We start from the raw sequence: 11,786 nt of genomic DNA on the forward strand, positions 1-11,786 counted from the left end.
CTCAAAGAGGACTCACTTTGGCTCTGTAAAGCAGCTTCTCACCCTGAAAGTAGCCAGTGTAGCGCACTTTAACTGTTTCTCCAGGTTGTACAGTTCCCTCCATTAATTGGTGTAGTTGGGGATTATAAGGTAATTCTGCTCCCACTGGTGCGATCGCTTCTACTCCCCACGCCTGTAAAAGCTTTTCTAGGGGTTTCTGCACTAAGGGTACTATTTTCACTGCTGCTAGCTGTGGGTTCTCCTGTGCTTTCTGTACTGCTGTTGGCCATTGCAACAACAATGACTCCAGCAGTTGTAAAGTTGACTGCTGGAGTTCTTCTAGTAATATCTCTCGCTGCTGTTCTATGTGTTGTTGCGATCGCTGGTACTCTTTTCTTAAATCTGTAATATCTTGTAACAAGTCCTGATTGGGCGGTGTTTTCTCTTGTAACAACTCCACAGTCGAAAAAGTTGCAATTAATTCATTCAATGAAATCTGTAGCACTGGCGACAACTTGAGCAGCACATCTACCCGCATCTGTTCTAGCTTTCCTTGGCGTAACCGCAAAAGTTGACGCTCTGAGACACCAGCAACGCGACTCAGAGCTTTAAAACTTGAAATACCCGCCTGTTGCATTAAATTTTGTAACTTTTTGGTATTGGGCATAGGCATGGGAGATGAGGGAGCAGGGGAGGCAGGGGGAGCAGGGGGAGCAGGGGAAGCAGGGGGAGTAGGGGGAGCAGGGGGAGTAGGGGGAGTAGGGGTAGCAGGGGAGGCAGGGGGAGCAGGGGGAGTAGGGGGAGTAGGGGGAGCAGGGGAAGCAAGGAAAAAATAACTAATGAATGCCCAATCCCCAATTCCCAATTCTTATTCTTCCAGTAAACTTCTCAGCATCCAAGCTGTTTTTTCGTGTACTTGCATCCTCTGAGTCAATAAATCGGCGGTAGGTTCGTCATTAACTTCTTCTATCACGGGGAAAATAGACCGTGCAGTTCTGACTACAGCTTCTTGTCCTTCCACCAGTAAACCGATCATTTCCACAGCTTTAGGAACTCCGGGAGTTTCGGGAATTGAACTGAGTTTGGCATATTCGCTGTAGGTTCCCGGTGCGGGATAGCCAAGCGCTCTAATTCTCTCGGCGATTAAATCAACCGCTAAAGCTAATTCTGTATACTGGGTCTCAAACATCAAATGCAACGTTTGGAACATTGGCCCCGTTACATTCCAATGGAAATTATGAGTTTTCAGATAAAGTGTGTAAGTGTCAGCCAGTAGGCGAGATAAACCTTCGGCAATTTTAGCCCTACTCACCTCGTCAATGCCGATATTTACATTTTTGACTGTTACTTTCGATGACATAATTTTCTCCTAATTAGGTTATATGTAATTGGGGATTGGGAATTGGGCATTGGGAATTGGGAATTGGGCATTGGGCATTGGGCATTAGTTATTTATTCTTTCTCCCCCTGCTTCCCCTGCCTCCCCTGCCTCCCCTGCCTCCCCTGCTCCCCCTGCTCCCTGCCCCCTGCTCCCTGCCCCCTGCTCCCTGCCCCCTGCTCCCCACCTCCCCCGCTCCCTCATCCCCCATTCCCCATTCTCTACGCCAAGTGCATCTTTAAAACGCTACGGGGTGCTTTACGAACTCTGGCTAAAACGGTTTCTTTGCCTAAACGCTGGCAAGCTTCATACCGATGGCAGCCAGAAAAGCCATAATATTGTCCATCTACTTCTAGGACATCAATAGGTTCTTGCTGCCCAATCTCCGCAATCGATTCCATTAAGGCTTGCACTTTATTCGGATCGTTTGTACGGGGCAATGGCCGTTTTATCTGATTTAATGGAATTTCTTGGACTCTGACCATAAAGAGTTTATCCAACTAGTTCTGTTTTGTGCCTCTAAATAAATCATAGTCGTTATGACTTCGTTTCGCAATGGATATTTGAAGCAAAACTGGTAATGGTATCATTGGAGCATTCATGCGACAAAAAGACCGCGCTACAAAGCAATTGGAAAATAAGCTCCAACGCCGCATTAAGAGGCAAAAGATGCTCTCTACGAGACGCGGCGCGAACAATTACTCGCTATCGCAACTCTTGGAGACGCTGCACGAAAGCTATCAGGTAGCCATGAAATTTTCGTTTTGGCGTTTTTCCCACACTGTGCTGACAACATTTTGTCTATTGGGACTGACTGCTGCATCAGGGCCTGAGAGCAATATCCAGGATATAGAACTGAAAATTGGGATTGTGCAGCGATTTGGCTCACAACCCACAGCTAAACTGCAATTGGAACCCACAAAAGGCGATCGCTTACAGCTAAAATTTACGGAGGGCAACAAGCAGCAAATCCTGTTTACTAAGAACCCTGTAAAGCTGGAAACAGTCATGCAAGCTTTACCCCAGCCAAAAGTTGAGGAAGTGATAGTTTTGGGCACATACCGCACTTTTGAAACTGCGGAAGACAGTGCTAATAAATGGCGTTCTCAGGGAATGGAGGTAGAAATAGCCCAGCCAGAACGCTGGCAAGTTTGGGCGAAACGAGATGTTTACAGCACTCCTTTGCTGAGACGCTTGTTATTACAGAACATCCAAGCTTCTACCAAAGAAAAAGTATATCTTGATACTAAAGTTTTAAAACAAGTGCCGCGAGTTAGTTGGGTGGTGGATGGTAAACGCCATAGCCCAAATGATTTGGAAATCAGCACTGATAAAAACTTGATTCGGGTGAATAAAAGCGAAAAACCAGAGTTTGCTCGTCTTTATGCTGGGCAACTGAATTTGCAGCCAAATGCCTACGGCACATACACTCTAGTTAACCAAGTCCCCTTAGAAACTTATTTGCGTGGGGTTGTGCCTTACGAAATAGGCACGGATGTACCAATAGCCGCCCTGGAAGCCCAAGCAATTCTTGCCCGAACTTACGCTTTAAGAAATTTACGCAGGTTTGCCGCAGATAACTATCAGTTGTGTGCTGATACTCACTGTCAAGTTTATTATGGGCTAAATGGAGCGGCTGTCAAAACAGACAGAGCGATCGCTTCCACCAGGGGTAAGGTAGTAACTTATAAAAACGAACTGGTAGATGCCCTCTATTCTTCCACTACTGGTGGGGTTACTGCCTCCTTCAGCGATGTCTGGAATGGCGACGACCGTCCCTATCTCCGCCCTGTACTAGATGCTCCCACTAATTTTTGGGATTTGTCTAAGCAAAATTTGGCAGATGAGAAGAACTTTGAGAAATTTATTAATATCCAACAAGGATTTAATGAAAGCAAATGGGATATGTTTCGTTGGCACAAGGAAACCCCTTTACAGGATATTATCAAGGACTTGCAGAAATTTTTGCAGGTTAAAAATAGTCCTTATGCCAAATTTAAGACTATTCAGGCGATGGCAGTCGTGAAGCGAAGCCAGAGTGGACGCATCCTTGAACTCGCGGTGAAAACTGATAACAGTACCTTTATTCTCCACAAAGACGAGGTTCGTAGCGCCTTTGCTGCTCCTACAAGTACGCTTTTTTACATACAACCTCTGAATAAAGGCAAATCAGAATTGTGGGGGTACGCCTTTATTGGTGGTGGATTCGGGCATGGAGTCGGCTTGAGTCAAACTGGCGCTCAAAATTTAGCAAAACTAGGTTGGTCGAGTCCAAAAATTCTGCAATTCTACTATCCTGGGACTCAGATTAAAATTCTTAGTAAAGAGATTAAGCTTTAAGGCGTAGCCCTTTCAAGGTGGGTAAAAATTTGCTTAAAAAATTCCTCTATTATCTCTTATCTCTGTGTCGCGCTAGTTGCTACAAGTCTCTTAACCCGACCAACGCACTGGCAACTCTATTGCCTTTGCGGTTAAATAAATTACTTTTGAACCGCAGAGGCGCAGAGAACACGGAGAGAAAAAAGAAATTTTTCGAGTCACCTCGATTCAGCAACGCCAGCTTTAACAGTCGTAGAGGGCAAACCTCGGACTGAAAAAATCAAGCAGGAACACAAATTTTACTGTGTTCCTGCTTTGCATGAAATGAAGCTTTTCGTCAAAGTAGTTTTTAGAAGCACACAGCATTGTGAGAGTATTCACTCTAGATGGGCTGCTTCTCTTCTATCAACTAAGAACTCACTCTTGCAAGAAGTTTATTGCTGAGATTTCTAACTCTTAATAGAGTTCTTCTTCTTTATGAGTTTCAATTGTTACATTTGAGGTTGGGTAAGCAACACAAGTCAGTACATATCCAGCTTCTATTTGATCGTCATCCAAGAATGACTGATCGCCCTGATCAACTGTACCGGATACCAGTTTACCTGCACAGGTCGAGCAAGCACCAGCGCGGCAAGAGTAGGGCAGGTCAAGACCAGCTTCTTCAGCAGCGTCTAAAATATAGGTATCGTCATCAACATCAAGTGTTTGGTTCAGTCCTTCGGCTTCGTTGACTAATGTCACTTTATAAGTTGGCATTGAGTAATCCTCTCTTTTGAAGACGGCAGTAATAAGTTATCTTAAGGCAAAGGTCGCGGCTACTCTTTGGGATTAGTCGCTAGTTTAAATTTGCTTCAATTCTGATACTACGAGAAAAATTAAACGATGTAACTGGAAATTGAACGCGATTAGTAATGAAATTTAGTTGCTTAATCCTGATAAGTTTTATTTATGTATTTCCTGTCCTAGAGAAGCCGTGATAATAAAAAACTATCTTCTGGGGAAGAAAACATGATTAAAATTGATGTTATTTAGATTCGCAATAGGGCAATTTGATTCAGGATATAAGTATTTTGTCAAGATAATGAAGAAAATTGAGAAAGTTTGTAATCAAAAAATTCCGATAACAACTCCAAAAATTTAAGGTGTTCTGCGCTTCTTTGGCACATACTATGCGTATGCAAAAATATTTATGTCATTGCGAGCGGAATGAAATGTAGAGAAGCAATCCCAAGACCTTGCGTTCGCGAAGCGTGTCCGAAGGACTTATGCTTCATTCCGCTTTGCTCCATTCGCAATGACAAATGTATATTTAATTTTGCATTACTACTTATTATGCGATCGCCTTGATAATTATCTCATCAGATTTTTCATCACCTGATTTTTGGGATTAGATGCTTCCAAATCAGTACTTTTAGGGAATAAAACATCCCAAAGGGCTTTTTTTAACTGCCAAAACCTATTATTTATCATAGTGGTGAAGAATAAGCTAATCAACACTAAAGTCTGTGATAGTGGAAGCTATCTACCTAGAGAAATATGTAGTTAGAACAACCTGGGATAAGTTTTATTTAACGGTTCTGGAGCCGACTCCACTCAATGAAACGTCGAAAATGTCGAAAGTTTAGATAGCAGGATAATGTATAATTTAGGAGCAGCTTTGGAAAAAGCAACAGTGCGTGTAGGTTTGGTAGGTACTGGGTATGCGGCAAAGTTTCGGGCTGAGGCATTGCTTTATGATGAGCGATCGCAGTTAATCGCAGTTGTTGGTCATACCGCAGAAAAAACAGAAGCCTTTGCCAGAGAATATCAGATTGAAGCGTTGAGTTCTTGGCAAGAGTTAGTAGAACGCGAAGATATAGACTTGGTGGTGGTTTCGACTATTAATCGAGATCATGGTGCGATCGCCCGTGCAGCACTTACCAACGACAAACACGTAGTTATCGAATATCCCCTTTCGTTGGATGTAGTTGAAGCTGAAGAACTAATTGCCTTAGCCAAAGCCCAACAAAAACTTCTGCACGTTGAACATCTCGAACTTTTGGGTGGCTTGCATCAAGCCTTGAAGCAAAACTTAGCCAAAATTGGCGAAGTGTTTTATGTTCGTTACAGCACCATCAATCCCCAAAATCCTGCACCCCGCAAATGGACTTATAATCACGAGTTGTTCGGCTTTCCCTTAATTGGGGCACTGTCACGCCTCCATCGTCTCACCGATTTATTTGGTAAAGTATTTACTGTTAACTGTCATCAGCGATATTGGGAAATAGAAGCGGAATATTACCAAAGCTGTTTTTGCACCAGTCAAATCTGCTTTCACAGTGGACTTTTAGCCCAAGTAGTGTACGGCAAAGGTGAAAGTCTTTGGCAATCAGAACGCAAGTTTGAAGTTCATGGGGAAAAAGGTGGTTTAATTTTTGATGGCGACGCAGGACTTTTTATCCAACCAGGGGAAACAACACCTATAGAGGTTGCTCCTCGTCGGGGTTTGTTTGCCAAAGATACGACTATGGTCTTAGATCGTCTTTTTGATGGTACTCCTTTGTACGTTACCCCAGAAGAGAGCTTATACACTCTAAAGGTTGCTGATGCTGCCCAAAGAGCAGCACAGACAGGCTTAACTATGTTTATGAAAGATACTTTAGATAAAATTTGATGAAAACTGAACTAATTGTTATTCTATCCCAACGAGAATTAGACAAAATGCGGCAAGCTGGGCGTTTAGCAGCTAAACTTCTCCAGCATCTCGAACCGTTCGTGAAGCCAGGGGTTAGCACTCTGGAACTAAATGATGAAGCCGAACGTTGGACGCAAGCGCATGGAGCAAAAAGCGCACCCCTTGGCTACAAAGGTTTTCCGAAATCGATTTGTACCAGTGTCAACGAGGTAATTTGTCATGGCATTCCCAATGCCAAGCAAATTCTCAAAGAAGGTGACATTATTAATATTGATGTAACGCCGATTGTTGAAGGTTATCACGGTGATACATCCAAGACATTCTTTGTCGGTACACCTTCGGCAAAAACCAGAAAGCTGGTAGAGGTGACAGAAGAGTGTTTGCGCCTGGGTATTGCTGAAGTTAAACCTGGGGGACGCATTGGCGACATTGGTGCAGCCATTCAAGAGTATGCTGAAGGACAAGGCTTTTCTGTAGTGCGAGATTTTGTTGGCCACGGCATCAGTAACATTTTCCACACTGCCCCGGATGTTCCCCACTATGGCACACGCGGTAAGGGTAAGCGCCTCAGACCAGGGATGGTTTTTACCATTGAGCCAATGATTAATGAAGGTACTTACGAAGTCGAAGTTCTCAGTGATAAATGGACTGCTGTAACGCGCGATCGCAAGCTTTCTGCTCAATGCGAGCATACCTTAGCTGTAACTGAAGATGGCGTTGAAATTCTCACCCTACCTGAAGGCGCGAATTACTGGAACATTTGACAACATCGGAAAATATGGCATGAGTGCTTAATAGACCATGTTAAGTGCGTATGCAAAAATATTTATGTCATTGCGTAGGCGGAGCCTTCCCGTAGGGTACGGAATGAAATGTAGCGTTCGCGAACAGCGTCTCTAAGAGTTGCAATCCCAAGACCTTGTGTTCGCGAAGCGTGTCCGAAGGACTTATGCTCCATTCGCAATGACAAATGTATATTTAATTTTGCATTACTACTTAATATAGGGGTGTGTTGGGCTAAAGCCATAACACACCCTAATGGAGATTTACTTAACTAAAGTTAATTATATTTTTGACTTTATCTAAAAAATGAGTAAGTATTAGCACTTGTCATCGTTAATATCAATGCTCATCGAGAAAGTCGAAGATGAAACGTTCAAATCGCCCTGCTTGGTTGGGAGCAATCGCAATCATAGCGATCGTTTTACTGAGTTTGTTCGCGGCTCCCAATAATAGTAAAATTAACACTGGCTCTACTTATAACCGTGCCGCCGATGGCTATGGTGCTTGGTATGCTTTTATGCAACAGCAAGGAGTTTCTATCAAGCGCTGGCAAAAGCCTTTTAGTGATATCCAGCCGCAGAATAGCCCAGTTACTTTTTTACAGATCAGCAGCCATCCCAGAGAGGCGATACTCAGTAGTCAAGAGCATGAATGGATAGAAAAAGGGAATACCTTGGTAATTTTGGGTGCAGGGGCGAGGGTTACAGAAGCTGAGTTTAGCACCATGCAGAAATCTCCCCAAGGTAATATCAAAATTGATACCCGTAGACGATATCAGAAAGCTGACTCCAAACAAGTTAATTTAGGCGATCGCTTTGGGGCTGTTGTCTGGGAAAGGAATTATCAAAAAGGGAAAGTAATTTTTTCTACCACTCCTTATTTAGCTGCCAACGCCTACCAAGATTATTTAAGTAATTTCAAGTATCTAGCTAGTTTAGTAGCTGAAAAAAATCACACAGTATTTGTCGATGAATACATCCACGGCTATAAAGATGCCGATGTCAGGAAAAAAGAAAGCGAAGCAGATTTATCTAGCTTTTTTCAGAAAACTCCTTTATTTCCAATATTGGTGCAGGTAGGTATCTTGTTATTGCTGCTAATTTGGGCGCAGAATCGCCGCTTTGGTAAGCCAGTAGCTTTAGAGACACCAGTCATAGATAACAGCGAGGCATATATCCAAGCTTTAGCGGGAGTCTTGCAGAAAGCTGATACCACCGACTTTGTTGTAGAGATGGTGGGTAAACAAGAACAACTACAACTCCAAAAAGCCTTGGGATTAGGGCAAATACTTTTAGAACGCCAAGCCTTGCTGGATTTCTGGGTACAAAAAACAGGCGCAAGTGCAGCAGAACTGGATGCAGTTTTAAAGCTACAATCTCGCAAACAACCCCTCAGTGAACGCGACCTGTTAAACTGGTTGGGGAAATGGCGAACCATTAAGGGAATTAAAAATTAAAAATTAATTTTTGGAATTAGATATAGTATTTCAGCGTTAGTTATTTATCAATAAAAAATATGAGCGAAACTCATCCTATCTTAATTCGTCTTGGTCAAGGTCTTAATCAAGTAGTTGTCGGACAATCTAGTCTAATCCAACAACTTTTAGTAGCGCTGCTAGCGGGTGGACACGTAATTTTAGAAGGCGTACCGGGAACTGGTAAAACTCTCTTAGTAAAAGTTTTAGCGCAGTTAATCCAAGGTGACTTTCGCCGGATTCAACTAACACCAGATGTCTTACCTTCAGATATTACTGGGACAAATATTTTTGACTTGAATAGCCGCAATTTCACTTTGAAAAAAGGGCCAATATTTACCGAAGTGTTGCTAGCAGACGAAATCAACCGGACTCCTCCCAAGACACAAGCGGCGCTGCTAGAAGCGATGGAAGAGGTGCAGGTAACACTGGATGGTGAAAGTTTGCCCTTACCCGATTTATTTTGGGTGATTGCAACCCAAAATCCCTTGGAATTTGAAGGGACTTATCCTTTACCAGAGGCGCAGTTAGACAGGTTTTTATTTAAGCTGGTAGTAGATTATCCAGATCAAGCTGCCGAAAAACAAATGTTACTCAATCGTCAGGCTGGGTTTACAGCACGGCGCTTGGATATTAGCCGTTTGAAACCAATAGCGACAGTAGCCGACATTTTACAAGCACGCCAAGCAGTCAAAGAAGTTAAAGTGTCAGAAGCGATCGTTGATTATTTGTTGGCGTTGGTGAGAATATCGCGTCAATATCCCGATTTAACTTTGGGTGCATCGCCTCGCGCGGCTGGTGCTTGGTTGCAGACATCTCAAGCCTTAGCGTGGTTAACTGGAAGGGATTTTGTAACGCCAGATGATGTTAAAGCAGTTGCATCACCATTGCTACGTCATCGTCTCATTTTGAAACCAGAAGCAATGCTAGATGGTTTACAAATGGATGCGGTAATTGCGTCGGTAATTAATCAAGTACCAGTTCCAAGGTGAAAACAAGGCAATTGCGAATGAAGCGATCGCAACATCTGTACTTTGCGATTGCTTTGCTTCACTGCTTTCTGTACACTACGGTAAGGCTCCGCCTACGCAATGACAAATTATTAAAATAGGGGGCTAAAATGAAAAAAGATAAATATTTATTCGCAGAGAAATTAAATTTATTTCCCGATGAAAAATCACGCATTTTCATAGTATCAATGCGGGAAATTTCTAATTTAGTGGCTTTGTGTAACTTATATGAATTTGAAGATGTACTCTCCGATATCGATGCTGTTGATATGGTCAAACCATTGATTGCTAACGATGGTGTCGGGCGAAAAATCTACAAGCTTGCTAAGTATTTGACTAATTCCAAACCATTGGCTGAATTCCTTGTACCAGGGATTAATCCATACTTTCTTAACCAAGAGTATGAATTGTTCTTTCCCATATTTAATTCTCCCTTTGAACTATTCACCCTACATTCATTCAAAAATTGGCGGCAAAAATGCAGTAAGGCAGTTTGTTATATAGTCGAATTTTGGGAATCATACCTTCAGCCTTCTAATCTCTATTTTTTGGAGTTTTTAAAGGATTTTGATCATATTTTTATCGGTACAAAAAATTCCACCGAGGCGATCGCTAAAATCACTGGTCGTCCTTGTACTTATCTACCACCTGGGATAGATACATTAAAATTTAGTCCCTATCCTCTATTGCCCGCACGCAGTATTGATGTTTGCAACCTGGGTCGTTGTTCATCAGTAACCCATCAAGCCCTATTAGAGTTTGCACGACAGCAACAAATGTTTTATTACTACGATACCATCAAATCTTATGGAAGTAAAAACGCTGCTAAACAACAAACCTTTGCGGTGAAAAATGCTCAAGAACACCGGAGTTTATTAGCTAATTTAATTAAGAGAAGCCGTTATTTCTTTGCCAATCGCGCCCGAGCTAACGAACCGGAAGTAACAAGAACTAACCAAGAGTTTGGTTCTCGCTTCTTTGAGGGTGCTGCTGCTGGAGCAGTCATGATTGGCGATCCTCCCATTTCAGAAGAATTCGACAAATATTTTGATTGGCCTGATGCTATTATCAAGATGCCCTTTGATGCTCCTGAAATCGGCAAGATTATCACAGATTTGGATGCCCAGCCCGAACGCTTGGCAAGAATTAGGAAAGATAATGTTGTCAACTCACTACTGCGACATGATTGGGTATATCGCTTGCAGACAATTTTTGAGGCAGTAGATGTTCAACCTAGTGAAATCATGTTGTCTAGAGAGACCGAATTGAAGAACCTAGCCAATCAGATCCAGCAAATGGATACATCATTGATTCATTCTTCTCCCTCATAATGATTATTATTTTTACTGCTTATATATTTTATTCTCTGGAAGTTTCTCAGAGGTTATTTTGATAATCTTATATCCATAATTAATTAGGATGATGGCATACGGGCACAAAAAACAGCTAACTTCGGTTCACTATCTAACTACTCAAACATTTCTTACGACTCATGCCCAATGCTGGATGAGTTACTCGCGAAAAACTTTAGCAAATTCCTCTTCTACTTTAGCGCGATCGCAGCCCCACATCTTGGGCATTTGAAAAGTAGACGCAAAAGGAAGCTTAAGCTAACTGCGTCTACAAGTTATAAAGTATGTGTAGAGAAAACAGCAAGTGTGTTGAGAAAAAATCTGTATGACAAGCTACCAAGAAACCCTAACTACTGACGAATCCATTAATGAGATTATTGCCGAGACAACAGGTATTAACCATGTGGAGGTAATTGAAAATGTTATCGACTCTTTGGAACAAGATGATAGTGCAATGATTAGCCGCACTCCAGAAGGTGGCTATCTCTGGAAGTTTAAGTATGGAAGTGTGGAAGTATTTGTCCAACTCAACGGGAAAACCGATGAAGACACCATAACGGTTTGGTCTACAGTGCTAAACTTACCTGCTAAAGATGAACCTAAGTTGATGCGTTATCTGCTGGAGTTGAATTGCTCTAGCACGTTTGAAGCGCGTTTTGGGATCATTGAAAACCGGGTAGTTGTGATCTCAACCCGCACCTTAGCGGAGTTATCTCCGGGCGAAGTGTCTCGGCTCATTACTATTGTGGCAACGATCGCTGATAATAACGATGAAGCTTTGCAATCTGAATTTGGTGCAAGTTAAAGAATTTGAGAT

Annotated in this window: 12 protein-coding genes; 8 read left to right on the top strand and 4 right to left on the bottom strand. The window is 42.5% G+C overall.

Annotated features, from left to right (window positions below; all coding sequences use genetic code 11):
- Nucleotide 1: 1 nt before the first annotated feature.
- Entirely contained in the window at nucleotides 2-646 is a 645-nt protein-coding gene (gene grpE, locus GTQ43_RS15205) for a nucleotide exchange factor GrpE (protein WP_265273422.1), read from the bottom strand.
- 4 nt (nucleotides 647-650) lie between these two features.
- Here grpE and GTQ43_RS15210 point away from each other — a divergent pair, with 4 nt between their 5' ends.
- A complete protein-coding gene (locus tag GTQ43_RS15210) occupies nucleotides 651-815 on the top strand; it encodes a hypothetical protein (protein WP_265273423.1) in 165 nt (54 codons plus the stop codon).
- Between the two features lie 32 nt (nucleotides 816-847).
- On the opposite strand, the gene GTQ43_RS15215 is transcribed toward GTQ43_RS15210, so the two are convergent.
- Both GTQ43_RS15215 and GTQ43_RS15220 read right to left on the bottom strand, forming a co-directional pair.
- Nucleotides 848-1,339, bottom strand: coding sequence for a Dps family protein (locus GTQ43_RS15215; protein ID WP_265273424.1), 492 nt, complete (start codon nucleotides 1,337-1,339; stop codon nucleotides 848-850).
- A gap of 239 nt (nucleotides 1,340-1,578) precedes the next feature.
- Nucleotides 1,579-1,842 carry a ParB N-terminal domain-containing protein gene (locus GTQ43_RS15220; RefSeq protein ID WP_194043156.1) on the bottom strand — a complete coding sequence of 88 codons (264 nt, stop codon included), beginning with the start codon at nucleotides 1,840-1,842 and terminating at the stop codon, nucleotides 1,579-1,581.
- A gap of 115 nt (nucleotides 1,843-1,957) precedes the next feature.
- Between GTQ43_RS15220 and GTQ43_RS15225 the strand changes: the two genes are divergently transcribed.
- Complete coding sequence (locus GTQ43_RS15225) at nucleotides 1,958-3,697, top strand: SpoIID/LytB domain-containing protein (protein WP_265273426.1); 1,740 nt, start codon at nucleotides 1,958-1,960, stop codon at nucleotides 3,695-3,697.
- A 435-nt stretch (nucleotides 3,698-4,132) separates the two neighbouring features.
- On the opposite strand, the gene GTQ43_RS15230 is transcribed toward GTQ43_RS15225, so the two are convergent.
- Nucleotides 4,133-4,432, bottom strand: a complete 300-nt coding sequence (locus GTQ43_RS15230) for a ferredoxin (protein WP_265273427.1) — start codon at nucleotides 4,430-4,432, stop codon at nucleotides 4,133-4,135.
- An 880-nt stretch (nucleotides 4,433-5,312) separates the two neighbouring features.
- Between GTQ43_RS15230 and GTQ43_RS15235 the strand changes: the two genes are divergently transcribed.
- The 6 genes from GTQ43_RS15235 to GTQ43_RS15260 all read left to right on the top strand — a co-directional run bounded on the left by GTQ43_RS15235 (nucleotide 5,313) and on the right by GTQ43_RS15260 (nucleotide 11,774).
- Nucleotides 5,313-6,329 (top strand): Gfo/Idh/MocA family protein, encoded by a 1,017-nt coding sequence (locus GTQ43_RS15235; RefSeq protein ID WP_265273428.1) that lies wholly within the window; start codon nucleotides 5,313-5,315, stop codon nucleotides 6,327-6,329.
- Nucleotides 6,329-7,114 (top strand): type I methionyl aminopeptidase, encoded by a 786-nt coding sequence (map, locus tag GTQ43_RS15240; protein ID WP_265273429.1) that lies wholly within the window; start codon nucleotides 6,329-6,331, stop codon nucleotides 7,112-7,114. Before GTQ43_RS15235 ends, map begins: the two co-directional genes overlap by 1 nt.
- A gap of 383 nt (nucleotides 7,115-7,497) precedes the next feature.
- Nucleotides 7,498-8,589, top strand: coding sequence for a DUF4350 domain-containing protein (locus tag GTQ43_RS15245; RefSeq protein WP_265273430.1), 1,092 nt, complete (start codon nucleotides 7,498-7,500; stop codon nucleotides 8,587-8,589).
- 59 nt (nucleotides 8,590-8,648) lie between these two features.
- Nucleotides 8,649-9,599, top strand: coding sequence for an AAA family ATPase (locus GTQ43_RS15250; RefSeq protein WP_265273431.1), 951 nt, complete (start codon nucleotides 8,649-8,651; stop codon nucleotides 9,597-9,599).
- A gap of 128 nt (nucleotides 9,600-9,727) precedes the next feature.
- Nucleotides 9,728-10,948, top strand: coding sequence for a glycosyltransferase (locus GTQ43_RS15255; RefSeq protein WP_265273432.1), 1,221 nt, complete (start codon nucleotides 9,728-9,730; stop codon nucleotides 10,946-10,948).
- 346 nt (nucleotides 10,949-11,294) lie between these two features.
- Nucleotides 11,295-11,774: a YbjN domain-containing protein gene (locus GTQ43_RS15260; RefSeq protein WP_265273433.1), complete on the top strand. Its 480-nt coding sequence runs from the start codon at nucleotides 11,295-11,297 to the stop codon at nucleotides 11,772-11,774.
- Nucleotides 11,775-11,786 lie beyond the last annotated feature (12 nt).

Origin of the sequence: Nostoc sp. KVJ3, assembly GCF_026127265.1 — a bacterium.
Classification (GTDB): domain Bacteria; phylum Cyanobacteriota; class Cyanobacteriia; order Cyanobacteriales; family Nostocaceae; genus Nostoc.

Bases quoted from the DNA above. Each gene is read 5' to 3' on its own strand.
- grpE (WP_265273422.1), bottom strand. From the start codon at position 646: ATGCCCAATACCAAAAAGTTACAAAATTTAATGCAACAGGCGGGTATT.
- GTQ43_RS15210 (WP_265273423.1), top strand. From the start codon at position 651: ATGGGAGATGAGGGAGCAGGGGAGGCAGGGGGAGCAGGGGGAGCAGGG.
- GTQ43_RS15215 (WP_265273424.1), bottom strand. From the start codon at position 1,339: ATGTCATCGAAAGTAACAGTCAAAAATGTAAATATCGGCATTGACGAG.
- GTQ43_RS15220 (WP_194043156.1), bottom strand. From the start codon at position 1,842: ATGGTCAGAGTCCAAGAAATTCCATTAAATCAGATAAAACGGCCATTG.
- GTQ43_RS15225 (WP_265273426.1), top strand. From the start codon at position 1,958: ATGCGACAAAAAGACCGCGCTACAAAGCAATTGGAAAATAAGCTCCAA.
- GTQ43_RS15230 (WP_265273427.1), bottom strand. From the start codon at position 4,432: ATGCCAACTTATAAAGTGACATTAGTCAACGAAGCCGAAGGACTGAAC.
- GTQ43_RS15235 (WP_265273428.1), top strand. From the start codon at position 5,313: ATGTATAATTTAGGAGCAGCTTTGGAAAAAGCAACAGTGCGTGTAGGT.
- map (WP_265273429.1), top strand. From the start codon at position 6,329: ATGAAAACTGAACTAATTGTTATTCTATCCCAACGAGAATTAGACAAA.
- GTQ43_RS15245 (WP_265273430.1), top strand. From the start codon at position 7,498: ATGAAACGTTCAAATCGCCCTGCTTGGTTGGGAGCAATCGCAATCATA.
- GTQ43_RS15250 (WP_265273431.1), top strand. From the start codon at position 8,649: ATGAGCGAAACTCATCCTATCTTAATTCGTCTTGGTCAAGGTCTTAAT.
- GTQ43_RS15255 (WP_265273432.1), top strand. From the start codon at position 9,728: ATGAAAAAAGATAAATATTTATTCGCAGAGAAATTAAATTTATTTCCC.
- GTQ43_RS15260 (WP_265273433.1), top strand. From the start codon at position 11,295: ATGACAAGCTACCAAGAAACCCTAACTACTGACGAATCCATTAATGAG.